This window comes from Dactylosporangium sp. NBC_01737, from assembly GCF_035963215.1.
Lineage (GTDB): Bacteria > Actinomycetota > Actinomycetes > Mycobacteriales > Micromonosporaceae > Dactylosporangium.
Genome location: NZ_CP109153.1, coordinates 12374528 through 12390912 on the forward strand (window position 1 = coordinate 12374528; position 16385 = coordinate 12390912).

Consider the following 16385-nt stretch of genomic DNA (forward strand, 5'->3'; position numbering starts at 1 on the left):
CACGCCGCGACATCGGTAGCGATCTGCTACAACCGGAGGGCTCCCTACCGGTGACCGTCCGGTGACACCGGCCGCGCCGGCCCCCGGGATGGTGCCGGCGCCGCTCATGCCTCGGCAGCCGGACTCCGTCTCCGCACCGCAGCGAGCTCGTCGTCCCGCAGTTGTTCCAGATCACGATCGGTCACCGCGGCGGCGTCGCGGCCCCGTCCGGCGAGCCGATCGATCCACCGTGGGAGGTACCACGTGCGGTCGCCGAGCAATGACAGGATCGACGGCAGGAGCACCGCGCGGACGACGGTCGCGTCGAGCAGGATGGCGACCGCGAGGCCAACTCCGAGCTGCTTGAAGTCCTGCATGGACAACGAGCCGAGGACGGCGAACACGCCGACCATGATGATCGCGGCGCTGGTCACGACTCCCGCTGTACTGCGGATACCGGCAAGAATCGCGGCACCGGTGGGCATGCCGCTGTCGTGGGCCTCGCGGATCCGGGACACCACGAACACGTGGTAGTCCATCGACAGCCCGAACAGGATGACGAAGGCGAAGAGCGGGATCCAGGATTCGACAGCCCCGACGCCGGTGGTCCCCACGAGGCCGGCACCCCAACCGTGCTGGAAGATCGCCACCAGCACGCCGAACGCCGCACTGACCGAGATCAGGTTCAGCACGATCGACACCACTGCGATGGTGAGCGACCGGAACGCGAAGAGCATGACCAGGAACGCGATGCCCATGACGAACCCGAGCACCGGCACGATGCTGCGGCCCAGCTGGTCGTTGAAATCCGAGGAGAAGGCCAGGTCGCCGGCGACGTACGCGCTGACACCCTGCACATTCGTGAGGGTTGCGGGAATGACGTCCTTGCGCAGCACGCGCAGCGCCCGCACGGACGTCGCGTCGGAGCCGCTGCCGGCGAGCGGAACCTCGATCTCGGTGACACCGGACGGGCTGCTGGCCACGACCCGGATCGGCGCACGGAACAGGCCGGTGGCCGGCGCGGCCGCTGTAAAGTCAGCTATCGCCTGTTGCACCTTGGCCGTGTCGACGCCGTCGGCCCGCACGACAACGCGTGCCGGCGCCGGACCACCGGGAAACGTCCGGGCGATGTTGTGGTAGGTCCGCACGATTGGCGTGTCTGCTGGAAGCTGCTTGTCGAACGACAGTTTCTCGGTGCGCATCCCGACCATCGGCGCGGCCAGCACCAGCAGAAACAATGTCGAGGCAATGGCCGATGCCCACGGTCGCGCCAGCATCGCCTCCCACACTCGCGACGCGCGGCTGCCCTTGCGGTTCTTCTGGCGGCGGCGCAGTCCGGGAATACGGCCGAGGTCGACCTTGGCACCGAGCACCGACAGCAGCGCCGGCAGGACGGTCACGGAGCCGAGCATGGCGATGAGGACGACGCTGATGGTCGCCACGGCGAAACCGTTGAACAGCAGCATTCCCGACAGGAACATGCCGGACATCGCGACGACGACGGTCGCGCCGGAGACGAGCACCGCCCGCCCGGAGGTCGCGGCGGCCACCTGGAGCGCTGTTGCGGGATCCTTGCCGGCCTCCCGCTCCTCCCGCTCCCTGCGCAGGTAGAAGAGGCAGTAGTCGACGCCGACCGCCAGCCCGACGAGCAGCATCACGGAACTGGCCGTGCTGTCCACGTGCATCCGGTGACTGATGATCGCGAGCAGGCCGTTGGCGGCGAAGAACGCGGTCATCGCGAGGCCGACGGGGAGCACCGCGGCCAGCAGCGCCCCGAACGCCACAACGAGGATGCCGAGAGCGAGTGGGATAGCGGTCCACTCGGCACGGTGGAAGTCCTTGAGCACGGTGTCGTTGAACCAGCGACCGGCACTGGCCTCGCCGAACTGCTCGACTGTCACCTCAGGATGCGCCGCTCGGACCGCGGCCACGGCGTCCAGAATCGGCTGCACACGCTCCCAGGCGGTGTCGGAGCGGCCGGACATCGAAAAGCGGATCAGCGCGCTGTGCCGGTCCGCCGACAACAGGCCCGCCGCATACGGATCGATCACGTTGGTGACCTGACCGGTCTGCTGGACGGCGGACGCGAGCTCACGGACCGCGCCCTGGAACGCGACGTCGTCCACGGTCATGGCGGCGCTGCGCACCATCACCATCTCGCCGGCCGGCTGGCTGATGCCCGCCTGCTCCAGGATGCGGATCGCCTGCGCGGACTCACCCGCGGCGTACTCGTCCACGGTCATCTGCCGCTGTCCGGCCACCGAGCCGAGGATCGTGGTGACGACCACGACGACGAGCCACCCGCCGATCGCGGCGACGCGATGGCGCACGCTCCAGCCGCCGAGCACGGCGGCAAGGTTCCGTCCTGCGGTCATCGACCCGTTCCCCTCGTTGGAGTGTGTGCTGCCACACCTACCCTCGCCCGCTCGGCATCGACGCACATGAGGCTCAGGTCCCTGTTGCGGCGGGACTTTCGGCCCTGCGCGGCGCGGACCGGTTTCGGCTCGCCGCCGTCCGCGAGGGCGCTGTGCGCACGAGTTCAAACCGGGATACTCGTCGCCATCAGCTTGGCGGCCGGGCCGGTGGTCGAGTATGAAGGGCGGCACAATTCGGGGTTATCTGCTCGACGATCACGAAGTGGTCCGCTTCGGCCTGCGCGAGATGCGCGGAAGCGAAGGGCGACATTGGAGTCGTCGGCGAGTCCGGATCCGCGGTCAACGCAACGCACCGTATCCCGCGCTGAAGCCGGCCGTCGCCCGTCCTTGACGGTCGCCTCCCGGACGGGAGTGGTATCGACGTCTGCCGTGATGTCGTTCGGTCGACCCCTTGATCAAGCGCTCATCTTGACGTCGTATGACGACGGAGCCCTCTTCGCCGCCATCATGGCCGCTGCGGAGCTCCTCGCCCGGGTCGGTGCGGTGGTGTCCAGCCGTGGGCGGCTCCAAGCGTTGCTCCATGCAGTCGTCGGGATCGGCTTCGACCTCGGCCTGCACCGCACCCTCGACCGCATTCTTCCTGCCCAGCAACGGCGTCCGCGAGCACCCTGCCGGCCGTCTGGGCCGTTACGGGATATAGCGCTCGTAGTAACGCGATCCCGATCGCCATTCCGATGCATTGAGCGCCGACGAAGGCCGCCACCGAGCCTGCGGCGATGCCGGACGAGGTGTCAGTAAACACGCGTCCGACCGTGACGGCGGGATTCGCGAATGAGGTGGACGACGTGAACCAGCAGGCTGAGCCGATATAGGCCCCGACCGCGGCCGGCATCGCGGCGGCTCGGCCGGCACGGGCCAGTGCAAAGACAAGCAGAATCAACCCAGCGGTGGCCACGACCTCGCCCAGCCACAGGTTCTTGGCCAAGCGATCTGTTGCGGACAATTGCACGGCAGGCAGACCGAACATCAGGTTGGCAAGCACCGACCCGCACACCGACCCGGACACCTGTGCTATGACGTACCAGGCCAGATCGCCTCCGGCGAGGCCGACACGAGTACCGCGACCGAGGAACCAATCGGCCAGAGACACCACCGGGTTGAGGTGCGCACCGGAGATCGGCCCGAGCACCAGGACCAGCGTAGCCAGCGCGAGCGCGACGGTGGTTGAGCATTCAAGCAGCTGCAGCCCGGCATCGAGCGGGGACAGTCTCGACGCCATGACGCCGGAACCAACGACGGCGGTGACAAGCGCCGCTGTACCGACGAACTCAGCGGACAACCGTCGCCACAGCTCAATTGCGATCATGGAAGGTGCTCCGGTCCGCTCTATGGCCTGAGTTGCGGTGGCTGCTCAGGATTGTTCAGATTCGGCCGCCTTCACCCTGACAGCCGGCGCCAAGGCTGGCTGGTGCTGAATGTCCCGTCCAGGACGGGACCTCTGACCCAAGTCCGTCCCATCCGAAGGCCCACCTACTCGGCGTCGCCGCAAAGGTGTGGCGTTCGCCGGCCAACAATGCTGCTTCTGCCACGGTTGCGCGGGGCAAAGGTCCCGTGCGGTACAACCGTCTGTCCCCTGGCCGTCAGACGCGCCGACGCCGACGCCGAGACGGCAATGGTCAGAACAATCGAGGACCGGGCCACGGAGGCCCGCCGCCTGCTCGACCTCGCCCGCAACTACCTGTACCACCAGCACAAAAGCCTGCGGGTTCAGGTGTACATCGCCGACCGGCCGGCCGACGCGTTGCTGATCGGCGAGGCGCACGCCGCCGACCTCGTCGTCGTCGGCCGCCGCGGCCGGGGTCGCCTGCCGGTCCACCTCGGGTCGGTGAGCGCTCAAGTGGCGCGGCACGCCGAATGCCCGGTCGCCGTTCTCGGCGCCACCCCACACCATGCCGGAGGCCCGGTCGTTGTCGGCGTCGACGCCGCAGCGCCCCTCCGACGCAGCGATCGGATACGCCTTCGACACCGCCGACCGGCACGGCAGCGACTTGCGCGCCTGCTACATCACACCGGCGCAGCCCGGTGACCGGACAGCGCAGGGTCTGCTCGACGAGGTCCTCGCCGCCTGGCGAGCGCGGTATCCGTATGTCACTGTCCGCAGCGACGTCGTTCACGGCGCCGGTCCGGCGCGCCTGCTGCTGCTGGAGGCAGCGGACGCGTCGTTGCTGGTGGTCGGCTGCCGCCGGCAGGACGGCCTGCAACGCCTGCTGGCCGGATCTGTCAGTCACACCTTGGTGCACCACTCGACCACGCCGCTGCTCGTTGCCTCCGCCCGTGCCACGACGCCCGTCGCGCACGCCCCGACGGGGACCTGACGTCTTTGTCTCCTGGGCGGGTTCCTGCGGATCCAGTTGGCAAGCGAGTTCCTTGGCATCCCTCGTAGGTCGGTTCCGGCCGGCAGGTAGCTCCTGGCGAGTGCGGCCAGGCCGCGGCGCCGTCACCGCCGGCGGCCGGCCGGGCGATCAAAGCGGGCCAGTTGTCGGGCCATGCGGCGGCAGGGTCCGAACGGGACCTTCATGAGGTCTCCGCAGCTCGTGCCCGTGCGGCAAGCAGGTCGAGCAGACAGGTAGCGATCGCGTTGACCGTCGGATGGTCCCAGGCCAGCGTCGGATCCACCACGAGGGCGTACTCGTCCTCGATGTCGCCGCACAGGGACAGGGCATACACAGAGTCCAGTCCGTAGCCGACGAGCTTGGCGTCAGGGTCGATCTCCGCCGGTGTCCGCTCGATGTAATAGGCGACCCGGCTGAGCACCCAGGTGCGGATGTCGTCCAGCTGGGGTACGGCCCCCGGCCGCGAGGCAGTCGTCCCGGTCATCGCGTGGCTCCGATCATTCGGTGGTCAAACTGGCGATGTGTGGTGCTGACGGCTCGGCCGACGAGGTCGAACGCCCGCCCGTGCTCGTACCGTTCGAAAACCTCCGTGGCAACCCCGTCCGGCAGGTCCGCCGCGCCGGTCGGCCGGCCGATCCGGCGGGCGAGGCGGCTCAGCGCGGCCACCACCCAGATGTCGTCGCGGAAGAACGGATCGGGATGCGTCCGGTTGTGCTGCCAGACACCCAGGCACGCGGCGGCGGCCAGCACCATGGCGTACCGGTGCGCGATGGTGAACGCCCCGGGCCCGGCGAGCGGACCCTGGTCGCGTGGGGCGAGCGCGGCGCAGCGGCCCTTCAGCTCGCCGATCTCGGCGACAAAGGCGTCGCACAAGCGGCGCAGTGTCCCGTCCGGCGGTAGCGCGTCCCGCAGCTGCCAGAGGGTGGCCAGCACCGCGTCGTCGCCGGTGGCGATGACCGACAGTCCCGGCAGGTCCAGGTCCGGCAGCGGGGCGTCGAGCCCGAACAGCTCCGGGCCTGCCGCTGCGGCCCGCAACCATGTGCGGCTCAGCGAGCGCAGCTGTGGAATCATCGTCGCCTGGCAGACCGTGCCGCCGGCGTGGACCAGCGCGGCGACCGGCAGGTCCCGCAGGTGCTTCTGGAACACGGCGTGCGGACCGGACCGCAGGAACGACCGTGCGCCCAGCACGACGGCGAGGTCGTCGACGGCGTCGCGCAGCAGCAGCGGCACCGCGTATTTCACCGCCGCCGAGTACATGGCGGACTGGTGTGGCAGCACGTGGACGGCCCGGCACGCCGTCGTGGCGAGACTGTCGCAGATCAGGGTGTCGACGAAGGCGCCGGCGAGCACCGCCCGGGCATGCGGCAGGTCGGCGACCCGCCGGCCGTACAGCCGCCGGGTCGCGCTGAAGGCGGCCACCGTCCGCAGTGCCGAGTCCATGCCGCCCAGCGCCGCCGACGGCAGCACGGCCCGGGTCACCTGGAAGGCCCGCAGGATCGTCTCGAGGGCGTGACCCGGCTCGCCGACGATACTGCTGGCCGGCACGGCGCAGTCACGGAAGGCCATGCCGCCGAGGTACATCGCGCGTACCCCGGCGGTCCGGTAGCGCGGCAGCAGTTCGTAGCCGTCGCGGGGCAGTGCCGCCCGGTCCAGCAGCAGCAGGCTGTGGCTGCGGCTGCCCGGCTCCTCACCGGTTCTGGCCAGCACGGTGATCGCCTCGGCGCGGGCGAGGTTGTTGATGATCTCTTTCCGGCCGTTGAGCAGCAGCTGGTCGCCGTCACGGCGGGCGCTGAACGCGGAGCGGACGACGTCGTTGCCGGTCGCCAGGTCGGTGTACGCGGCGCTGACCCGGCCACCGCCGAGCAGCAGGTGGGCGAGGCCCCGCTGCTGCTTGCCGGACCCGTCTGCCCAGACGTTCACGGCGCCGACCAGGTTGCTGGCGCCGTAGCCGAGGGCGAGTGCGGCGTCGCGGCTGAACACCGGCCGCAGCAGCCGCCCGAGCCGGTCCAGGCCGGCCAGCCGTCCGCCGAGGCGCTGCGGCACGAACTCGGCGTTGAGGGCGTACGCCGCGAGGAGGCGTTCACCGGCCGGCAGCAGTTCGCCGCGCTCGTCGGCGTCCAGGAAGGCCGCGTCGCCGAGCGGATTCGCCGGGTCCGCGGAGTCGCCGAAGTACTCCTCCAGCGGATCGGGGCGCTCCAGCATGTCGAAGATCGGCAGGACCCGGTCAGCCACGGTCATCACTTCCGATCCTCGGGTAGGGCAGCAGAGACGCCGTCAGGCCCGCGGCATGCTGCGCCTGCAGTGCAGCGATGAGACGCTCGTAGACGTCGCCGCCGGGCTCCGTGCCCGGCTCGAGCTGCTCGCGCAGCCGGGTGAGCACGGCCTCCAGCCACAGACCACCGGACCACAGCGGTGCGGTCGGACCGGCGCCCACCGGGCCGCGGTTGGCCGCCCACAGGTGCCCGGCCGCGGCCGCTGCCAGGCATCGGGCGAAGTCCTCGGCCAGCCGGAACGCCGCGGGCGGCTGGTCCCGGGCGGTCGGCCGCAACGCCTGCATGGCGGCGGACATCTCGCCGGCCCGGGCGGCGACCGCGGCGGCATGCGCCGCCGCGGCGGCCGTGCCCGGATCGCCGGTCAGCCGTTGCGTGAGCGCGGGCAGTGCATTGACGAGACTGCAACCCTGCCGCGGCAGCAGCACCAGCAGCCGCGGGTCGAACGCCGGCAGGTCCACGGCCAGGTCGGTGGCCGCGGTCAGGCCGGCGGTGTCGACCCGGTCGCGGTGCCGGACGAGGAACGGGAACTGGGTGATCAGCGCGTGCAGGTTGACCACGGTGCTGCCGTCGAAGATGCCGACCAGCCGATGGTCGCGGCACAGCTTCTGGAACCGGCCGTCGGCGAACGTGTCGTCCGACAGCAGCGAGCGGGCGCCGAGCACGTCGCCCAGCGCGGTGAGCATCCTCTGCACCACGGTGGGCACCAGATACTTGACGGCCGCGGAGATCGGCGCAAGCTCGGCAGGCAGCGCGTGCACGGCTCGGCCGGCGACGATGGTGACCGCCTCCACCAGCAGCAGGTCGGCGGCGGCGCGCCCGAGGATCCGCCGGGTCTGCGGCAGCTCTGCCAGGGTCCCGCCGAAGCGCCGCTGCGTCCGGGAGTACTGCATGGCGAGGCCGAACCCGTGGTCGGCTGCGCCCAGCGACAGCCCGGTGCACAGCACCCGCGTCAGCTGCAGCGTCTTCAGCACCAGCTCCAGGCCTTCCCCGGCGCCGCCGATCAGCGCGTCCGCAGCCACCCGGGCACCGGTGAACCGGATGCCGCTGATGTCCGCACCACGGATGCCGTGCAGCCGTTCGGCAGGCAGCGGCTGATGGCTGCCGTCGGGCAGCGCACGCCTGTCGACCAGGACGACGCTGAAGGAGCGCGGCCCCGGTTCCGGTCCGGCCCGGGTCAACACGCAGACAAGGTCGCCGCGCGTCGCATTGTTGATCAGCCACTTCTCGCCGGTCAGGCGGTAGCCTCCGGGCTCCGGCACCGCGGTCACCTCGCCGGCGAGCAGGTCGCTGCCGTGGTCGCGTTCGGTCAGCGCCCACGACACCACGGCACCGCCGGCCACCGCCGTGCCGAGGTCACGTCGCTGCTGCTGCGAGCCGCCGACCCAGACGCAGGCCGCCCCGAGAAACGTCTTGCCATGCCCGATCGCCACGGTGAGGTCACGCCGGGCGATCACCCGCAGCATCTGCAGGGCACGGTCGTATCGGTCCAGGGCACCGCCTGCCTCGACCGGCACGTAGTATCGCGGGACCCCGAGCCGGTCCAGCTCGCGGCAGGCGTCGGCGGGGAACTCCTCGTGGGCGTCGAGCGCCGCGCAGCGCCGGTAGGAGAGGACCTGGGCTGGGTCGCCGGGGTCACCGAGGCTGCGGTCCAGCTGCAGCGCCGCAGCCGACAGCGGGTGGCTCATGCGGACCTCCCGGCGTCGCAGCGGGCCCGCACGCCGGCGGTGAGGTCCTGGTAGACGATGCGGAGCTGTCCGGCGAGGAACAGTTCGCGCGTGCTCAGCCGCTCCACCTTGCCGCTCGTCGTGCGGCGGACCGATCCGGGCGTCACCAGGGCGACGTTCGCCACGGCGACGCCGAGACGCTCGGTCAGCGACTCGCGGATCGTGCGGGCGAGGACCGGCAGCTCCGCGCCCGGGACCGCCGCTGGGCGCAGCTCCTGCACGGCGACGGGTTCTTCGCCCTGGCCGGAGACGGAGAAGAAGCAGCCGTTGAGGCCGTGGAAGCCGGCGTGCAGGTCCCGCATGAGCCGTTCCGCCTCGTACGGGTAGATGTTGCGGCCGTGCACGATGACGACGTCCTTGCAGCGGCCGGTGATGAAGAGTTCCCCGTCGTGGAAGGCGCCGAGGTCGCCGGTGCGCAGGAACGGTCCGGCGCCGTCAGCGGTACGGGCACCGAACGTCGCGGCGCTCAGCTCCGGCTGCGCCCAGTAGCCGGATGCGAGGCTGGGGCCGCGGGTCCAGACCTCGCCGACCCGGCCGTCGTCCAGGACGACGGAGGTGTCCGGGTCCACCACCAGCACCTGCATGCCGTGCGGCGTGCCGCTGCCGACGAGTGTGACGCGCCCGCCGGGAGACGTCTGCGCCGCCGCCGGCAGCAGCTGATCCCGGCCGAGCGCCGGCGCGTCGGCGACAATCGTGCGGTACCGCCGGCCGCGCGGTGTCGCGGTGACCAGGAGCGTGGACTCGGCCAGGCCATAGGCGGGCTTGAGTGCCCGCCGGTCCAGGCCCGAGCCGGCGAACCGGTCGGCGAAACGCTCGATGGTGCGCTCGTCGATCGGCTCCGCACCGTTGAGGATCACCCGGAGGCTTGACAGGTCCAGTCCGGCGGCCTGCTCGGGCGTCACGCGCTTGCAGCACAGGTCAAGGGCGAAGTTCGGCGCCGCTGTGTAGCCGGCCCGGTACCGCTCGATGAGCTGCAGCCAGCGCAGCGGATGGCGGATGAACTGCGCCGGGGACATCATCACGGTGGTGCCGCCGCCGTACAGCGGGGTGAGCAGCTGCCCGACCAGGCCCATGTCGTGGTGCAATGGCAGCCAGCCGCAGAACACCTCGCCGCCGCGCCCGCCGGTCAGTCCGAGAATGGCGCGGGCGTTGTCGGCCAGCGCGCCATGGCTGATCATCACGCCCTTCGGCGCGCCCGTCGAACCGGAGGTGTACTGCAGGAAGGCGAGTGCGTCCGGGACGACCGGCGGCGGCTGCCATCCGGGCGTGGCGTCGTCCGCGTCGGCGCTGTCGGAATCGCTGCCGGAATCGCCGGCGGCGTCGGTGACGAGACACGGCGTGCCGCCGTGGGAGCACGCCCGCAACAGTGCTGCCGTGCTCTGCCACCGGCTCGCAGCGGTCAGCACGACAGCCGGCCGGGCGTCGCCCAGCACCGCCGCGGCGCGCTCGATCTCGTGCGGGCGGCCGTGCACCGGCAGCGCCGGATTGAGCGGCACGACGCTGGCATACAGGCAACCGAGGAACGCGACGACCTGATCCATGGTGTCGGGGTAGACCAGCAGCGCCCGGTCGCCCGGTGCACAGTGCCGCCCCAGCCGGGCGGCGAGAGCGCCGGCGTCGCGGTCGAGCTGCGCATACGTCAGCTCGGCGGTTGATGGTTCGTCTGCGCCGTAGCCGACGATCCGCACCGCGACCCGGTCCGGGGTGGTGAGGGCGTGGCGGCGCACGGCGGCGACGACGGTGTCCGGCCGGTCGTGGGCGGTCATGTCGCACCGCCCGGCGCCGCGGCGCGGGCGCGGACGCTGATCGGGCGGAGATCGGTCCACACCGCAGCGATCTGGTCCAGACACGCCTGCCGGTCCGCGGGCGGGCCGACCGCGGTCCAGCCGGCCGGCAGCGGCAGATCCTGCCACCACACGGAGAACTGGCCCTCGTCGTTGCGTACGACCAGGAACGTGTCCTCGAAGTTGTCGGCGATGTCATCGTGCACCGTCATGATCGGTCCTTTCCACAAGGTCGGATCCGTTGCCGCGCATCAGCTCTGCCAGCTCCGCCGCGTCGAACAGCGGTGTGCGCATGACGGCCCGGTCGGGTTGGGCGGCGGCAGCCGCGAGCAGCCGGCGGTAGGACTCAGCCAGCCGGGCCACGGTCTCCGCCTCGAACAGGGCGGTGTCGTAGCGCAGTTCGACGCTCATCGAGTCGCGGCCGTGCTGGATGTGCACGGCGAGGTCGAGCTGACCCTCCGACTGCGGCACCGTAAGCGGCTGCACGAGCAGGCCGGCGTAGGGCACCGGCGTCGTGGTGCTGTCCGGGTCCAGCAGCAGGCGCAGCAGCGGCTCCGGGTGCGCGGTGCCGATCAGGTTGAAGGTGATCCGGCACAGGACCGCCGCACCTGCGGATCGGGCCGGTCGCACCACCGGGGGCAGCAGCGCGAACGGGAACCCGGACGCGCGCACACCAGCACCGACCTGCTCGTACGCGGCGGTCGCCAGCTCCAGGAAGGTGGTGCGCCGGTTGATGTCGGCCCGGAACAGCAGGGTGTTGACGAAGTTCCCGGCGACGTCGCGGCTGCCGGCGGTGTGCCGCACCGAGGTCGGGCAGCCGAGCAGGAAGCTGCGCTGCCCGCCGTAGCGCGCCACGAGCGCCTGGAAGCAGCCCAGGAGGAAGGCGAACAGGGTCACCTCGGCGCCGGCGGCCGCGCTGCGCAGCGCAGCGAGCTCCGCACCGGTGAGCCTGATCCGGTGGGTCGCACCGACGCCCGGCCGGGCCGGGCGGCTGTGGTCCACCGGCAGCTCCCCGGCCGGCACACCTGCGCAGGTGCGCTGCCAGTAGGCCGCCAGGTCGGTCCGCCGCGCAGACGCGAGCAGGGCCGCCTCCCGGGCCACGAAGTCCTGGTAGGTGCCGGCCGCAGAAAGGTCGGCGGGTTCGCCGCACCGCTCCTGGCGGTACAGCTCCAGCAGGTCACGGATGAGCAGCCAGTTCGACCAGGCGTCGGTGGCGATGTGGTGCGCGGCCATGACGAGCAGGAAACGCCGATCGTCGAGGTGGACGGCCACGAACCGGAATGCCGCGGCGTCGAGTTGGAACGGCCGGTTGACGAGCCGCTGGGCCAGGCTCCGCACCGCGGCGTCGTCATGGTGGTCCGCGCGGGACACCTCCAGCCGCACGGACGCCGCATCCTCGAGCACGCAACGGATGCCGCTTTCAGGGGCTGCTGCGGTCTGCGACCCGATGTCAGCGCTGAGGTCCGCGCCGGCAACGGTGAACGTGGTGCGCACCGTATCGTGGCGCCGGGCAAGGCGGGTCACGGCCCGCTGCAGCGCCGCCGCGTCCAGCGCGGCCTGCACCACCAGTGCGGCGCCGGTGTGGTAGGCCGGGCTCACCGGGTCGAGCCGGTGCAGCAACGCGAGCGCCTGCTGCGCGTGGGAGACCGGCAAGGTGTTCACAACAACCTCCGCAGCGCCGCCGCGTCGACCTTGCCGTTGGCGGTCAGCGGAATGCCGGGAACGTCGAGCACGGAGGCCGGCACCATGTACTCCGGCAGGACCCGCGCCAGGTACGCCCGCAACCGGTCCGGTTGCACCCGCGGCCCGGGCACCGTGACGATGAACGCATGCAACACGGTGCCCGGCCCGGCCCGGCTCGCGAGCACCACCGCGTCGCGGACCTGCGGATGGCCGCACAGCGCCGCACGGATCTCGCCCGGTTCGATCCGGTAGCCGCGGATCTTCACCTGGTCGTCGGCACGGCCGAGGAACTCCAGGGTGCCGTCCGGCAGCCAACGGGCGACGTCGCCGCTGCGGTACAGCCGCGCCCCGGGCGCGCCGTACGGGTCAGGCAGGAACCGCTCCGCGGTCAGATCCGGACGCCCGAGGTAACCGCGGGCGACACCCACCCCGCCGATGAAGATCTCGCCGGGAACGCCGACCGGGACCGGCTCGAGCCGTTCGGTGAGCACGTACATGCTCGTGTTGGGAATCGGCGCGCCCAGCGGCATCAGCGACGTGCGCCGGTCCACGCCGACCGGCTCGCCCGAGTTGCCCACCGTGATCTCGGTCGGACCGTACTCGCTGGCCAGCCGGGTCCCTGCCGGCCCGGCCAGGGCGATCCACCGCTGCACGAGTGACCTCGGGAAGGCATCACCCGCGGCGATCACCAGACCGGCCAGGTCCCGCGCCTGCTCCGCGGTGAGCTGATGGGTCAGCAGGTCCAGGTGGCCCGGAGTGAGCTTGATGAAGCTGTACGGCCCGCTGGCCGCGAGGCGGCTGCCCAGCTCGGCGACGTCCAGCGGGTCCGGGAGCAGATGGACCGGCTGACCGATCAGCAACGGGGTGAACAGGTTCGGGATGCCCAGGTCGAAGCCGATGGAGGAGAAGACGGGTGCGCCGCCACGGCGGCCGGCATACGTCCGCACCGTCCAGCGCAGGTAGTTGAGCAGTCCCCGGTGCTGCACCATGACGCCCTTCGGCGCACCGGTGGAGCCGGAGGTGTGGATGACGTACGCCAGCTGATCCGGATGGACCCGGGCGGGCCGTAGAAGCGGCTCCCCGGGATCCCCCGCGTCGTCGCCGTCGTCGAGCAGCACCAGCGTGCCGCCGAACACCCCGGCCAGCAGCGGCACCTGCGGCGACGCGCTCACCACGACGGAGCAGCCGGCGCCGGTCAGGACCCGGCCGAGCCGTTCACCGGGCAGCTGCGGGTCGAGCGGTACGTACGCTGCCCCCACCTGCCAGACACCCAGCAACGCCGGCACCAGGTCGGCACCGCGGCGCAGGCAGACACCGACCAGCGACTCCGTGCCCGCCCCGCACGCGCGCAGCCGCGCGGCGACCTGGGCGGCACGGCGCACCAGGTCGCTGTAGGTGAGCGTCACGCCGCCCACCCGGATCGCCGGTGCGGAGGGCGTCGCCTCCGCCTGACGGAGGATGACGTCCAGGGTCGTGTCGTCGCTGGGTGCGGTGACCGGCCCGCGCGCCCACGCGCCGAGCACCCGCTCCCGCTCGGTCACGGGCATGTCGACAATCTGGGCGTCGCCGGCCGCGAGCGTTGCGTGCACGTCGTCGCTGTGGTCCGGCCGACGCGCCTCGCTCAGCACGAGGGGCACCGCGCCGTCGGGGATCACGCCGGGCTCCCGGCCGGCTGCGCGCCGGCCGGCAGGAGCAACTGCAGGTATCGGTCGAGCAGCTCCGGGCCGACCACCGGGCAGTCGATGCCGGACCCGGCCAGCGCCGCTCGCGCGCCGGTCGCGTCGTAGCGGCGGGCCGGCAGGATCCGTTCCTGGTCCGGTGTGTCACCGACGAGCGTCGCGGCGGGCAGGGCTGCGCTGTGCGTGCCGTCCCGGCGGGCCGTTGCCGCCAGCCGAAGAGCCCACTGCTGCGGTGACACGTCCTGCAGTTCGACGCCGGCCGCCCGGGCCCGGTCCAGGACCGAGCTCAGCCGGGTCGGCACCGGGTTGACCAGGTGGTACGTGCGCCCTTCGGCGTTGTGGTGGGCGCACAGGTAGATGATGGCGCGCGCGACGTAGTCGACCGGCACGAGGTCGGCGGTCGCGGTCTGCCATCCCGGTCCGTCCGGCACCGCCCCGGCCTCCATCGATCCGCGCAGTACCGTCCAGAAGGCGTCGTCGCGGCCGCAGATGCCGTTGACGGTGTCACCGCTGATCCGACCAGGCCGGTAGACGGTGACCGGCAGGCCGCGTCCGGCAGCCGCCCGGACCAGTTCCTCAGCGGCCCACTTCGACCGCACGTAGCCGTAGGGGCCGACCTGCGCGGCGTCGAGCCGGTCCGTTTCGCCGCGCAGTGGCGGTGCGGTCCCCGAGCCGGCCAGTACCGCCGTGCTGGAGACGAAATGCACCGGGACCGCCCGCGGCGCCGCCAGCCGCAGGATCTCCTGCGTGCCGGCCACATTCGGGCCGTACAGCTGCTGGAAAGGCTCCACCAGGTTGATCCGCGCCCCGTTGTGCAGCACCAGATCGAGCGATCCGGCCAGTGCGTCGAACTCCTCCTGGGACAGTCCCAGCCGCGGCCGCGCCAGGTCCCCGACGACCACCGTCACCCGGTGCCGGTGTGCATCGGTCCACTGCCGGTAGTGGCCGGCCGCCTCGTGCAGCCGGCGCCACGCCTGATCCCGGTCCGTGGCCCGCACCAGGCAGATGACGGTGCTGTCCGGCCAGGTACGCAGCAGCTCCGCGAGCAGGAAACTGCCGAGGAAGCCGGTGGCTCCCGTGAGCAGGATCCGCCGCGGTGGCCGTGCCGGGACCGGCGCCCGGGTGTGCACGACGATCGCCGGGTCGAGCGTGGCCCCGGCGACCAGTTCGGCCTCGCCCGTGGGTGCGGGGTCCGGGGACGGCTGCGCACCGGGGTCGAGCAGCGCGGCCTGCTCACTGAGCGTCGAGGCGCGGAACAGCGCGGCGAGCGGGACGTCAGCACCAACAGCCGACTGCAGCCGGCCGGCCAGCGCCGGGACGAGCAGGGAATAGCCGCCCAGCGCGTAGAAGTCGTCACCGGCCCGGCTCGGCCGGACCCCGATCAGCGCCGACCATGCCTCCGCGACCACGAGCTCACCGGGGGTCAGTGGCCGGTCGTCCTTCGCCGGGACCGCGGTGGCCGGCGTCGGCGACGGTGCCGGGGCGTCCAGCACCTGCAGGGTGCCGTCGGCGAGCCAGCGCGCCCGGGCCACGACACCGAGCATCCGGCTGCCGGGCGAGCCGAACGGGTCCGGCAGCAGGTGTCCGGCGTTCGTCGGCGCGTCGCCGTCCACGGCGAGCGGCACGCAGCTGCCGCCTGCGAAGAGCTCGCCACTGACACCCGGCGGGACCGGTGACCCGTACTCGTCGAGCACCGCCAGCCGCACCCCGTCGACGGGACGGCCGATCACCGCTCCGTCACGCGACGGACCGTCCAGACGGCGGGCGGCCAGCACGACCCCGGCCTCGGCGAGCCCGTACAGCGACCACTCCGCCAAATCCGCACCGGCACCGGCACCGGCACCGGCACCGGCAGAACCGTGCCGGTGCAGCACGAGCCGCACGGGACCGGTCGTCGGCACCGTGACGCCGGCCGGGGGTGCCACGATCGTCGCGCGCTCCACGCGGGCCGTCTCCGCGACGTCGGCCAGCGGCGGCGCCCAGACCACGCAGGCCCCACCCGCCAGGGCCAGGAAAGCGTCGAAGCACAGCTCCGCCGGAACGGTCGAGGTGCACAGGACCCGGTCCTCGGGCGTGACGGACCAGCGCCGCAGTGCCCAGGACACCTGGCCGGCGAGGGCCTGATGGCCGACCACGACGCCGGATGAGGACGGCGTCCGGTCGACGAACGCGGCACCCGCAGGCACGGTGCCGCCGGTCCACGACAGCAGCTGCGGCGCCCCCCAGACGGCGACCGCCCCGAGCCGCCACACTGCCAGGACCGCCACGACCATCTCCGCCGCGGGACGGGCCGGGACGCCGACCGGGTCACCGGCTGCCACGCCCGCGAGGGCCAGCCGCCCGGTCTCAGCCTGCACCGCGGCGTCCAGCTCAGCGTAGGTCAGCCGGCCCCCGGCACCGGCGCAGGCCCAGCGGTGCGGCGCCTGCTCGCGGCGCGCGTCGAACAGCTCGAGCAGCGTTGGCGACACGTCGGGTTCCTCTCGAAGACGGGACAC

At 72.1% G+C, this 16385-nt stretch carries 11 protein-coding genes and 2 pseudogenes; 3 read left to right on the forward strand and 10 right to left on the reverse strand.

The features are described from left to right. Nucleotides 1–104: 104 nt before the first annotated feature. Entirely contained in the window at nt 105–2354 is a 2250-nt protein-coding gene (locus OHA72_RS56965) for an MMPL family transporter (RefSeq protein ID WP_327004448.1), read from the reverse strand. Nucleotides 2355–2571: 217 nt separating this feature from the next. Between OHA72_RS56965 and OHA72_RS56970 the strand changes: the two are divergent. After that, nucleotides 2572–2873, forward strand: a pseudogene (locus tag OHA72_RS56970) (response regulator); the annotation flags it as partial. Here OHA72_RS56970 and OHA72_RS56975 read toward each other — a convergent pair. Then, a complete protein-coding gene (locus OHA72_RS56975; RefSeq protein ID WP_442788445.1) occupies nt 2860–3720 on the reverse strand; it encodes an aquaporin in 861 nt (286 codons plus the stop codon). The pseudogene OHA72_RS56970 and the gene OHA72_RS56975 overlap by 14 nt on opposite strands. Before the next feature lie 207 nt (nt 3721–3927). Here OHA72_RS56975 and OHA72_RS65380 point away from each other — a divergent pair. Together OHA72_RS65380 and OHA72_RS56980 are read left to right on the forward strand one after the other, a co-directional pair. Beyond that, nucleotides 3928–4224: pseudogene (locus OHA72_RS65380) on the forward strand (universal stress protein); the annotation flags it as partial. Nucleotides 4225–4303: 79 nt separating this feature from the next. Continuing rightward, nucleotides 4304–4729, forward strand: coding sequence for a universal stress protein (locus OHA72_RS56980; RefSeq protein WP_327004449.1), 426 nt, complete (start codon nt 4304–4306; stop codon nt 4727–4729). A gap of 199 nt (nt 4730–4928) precedes the next feature. Here the strand turns inward: OHA72_RS56980 and OHA72_RS56985 are convergent, their stop codons facing one another. The 8 genes from OHA72_RS56985 to OHA72_RS57020 are packed head-to-tail and all read right to left on the reverse strand — an operon-like array spanning nt 4929 to nt 16358. Next, nucleotides 4929–5231, reverse strand: coding sequence for an acyl carrier protein (locus tag OHA72_RS56985; RefSeq protein WP_327004450.1), 303 nt, complete (start codon nt 5229–5231; stop codon nt 4929–4931). After that, entirely contained in the window at nt 5228–6985 is a 1758-nt protein-coding gene (locus OHA72_RS56990; RefSeq protein WP_327004451.1) for an acyl-CoA dehydrogenase family protein, read from the reverse strand. Before OHA72_RS56990 ends, OHA72_RS56985 begins: the two co-directional genes overlap by 4 nt. Beyond that, a complete protein-coding gene (locus OHA72_RS56995) occupies nt 6972–8705 on the reverse strand; it encodes an acyl-CoA dehydrogenase family protein (RefSeq protein ID WP_327004452.1) in 1734 nt (577 codons plus the stop codon). The genes OHA72_RS56990 and OHA72_RS56995 overlap by 14 nt, the downstream gene beginning before the upstream one ends. Continuing rightward, nucleotides 8702–10510 carry a fatty acyl-AMP ligase gene (locus OHA72_RS57000; RefSeq protein ID WP_327004453.1) on the reverse strand — a complete coding sequence of 603 codons (1809 nt, stop codon included), beginning with the start codon at nt 10508–10510 and terminating at the stop codon, nt 8702–8704. Before OHA72_RS57000 ends, OHA72_RS56995 begins: the two co-directional genes overlap by 4 nt. Next, nucleotides 10507–10740: an MbtH family protein gene (locus OHA72_RS57005; RefSeq protein ID WP_327004454.1), complete on the reverse strand. Its 234-nt coding sequence runs from the start codon at nt 10738–10740 to the stop codon at nt 10507–10509. Before OHA72_RS57005 ends, OHA72_RS57000 begins: the two co-directional genes overlap by 4 nt. Further along, nucleotides 10724–12190 carry a condensation domain-containing protein gene (locus tag OHA72_RS57010; protein ID WP_327004455.1) on the reverse strand — a complete coding sequence of 489 codons (1467 nt, stop codon included), beginning with the start codon at nt 12188–12190 and terminating at the stop codon, nt 10724–10726. The genes OHA72_RS57005 and OHA72_RS57010 overlap by 17 nt, the downstream gene beginning before the upstream one ends. Further along, nucleotides 12187–13866 carry an amino acid adenylation domain-containing protein gene (locus tag OHA72_RS57015; protein WP_327004456.1) on the reverse strand — a complete coding sequence of 560 codons (1680 nt, stop codon included), beginning with the start codon at nt 13864–13866 and terminating at the stop codon, nt 12187–12189. The genes OHA72_RS57010 and OHA72_RS57015 overlap by 4 nt, the downstream gene beginning before the upstream one ends. Next, nucleotides 13863–16358: a non-ribosomal peptide synthetase gene (locus tag OHA72_RS57020; protein WP_327004457.1), complete on the reverse strand. Its 2496-nt coding sequence runs from the start codon at nt 16356–16358 to the stop codon at nt 13863–13865. The genes OHA72_RS57015 and OHA72_RS57020 overlap by 4 nt, the downstream gene beginning before the upstream one ends. Nucleotides 16359–16385 lie beyond the last annotated feature (27 nt).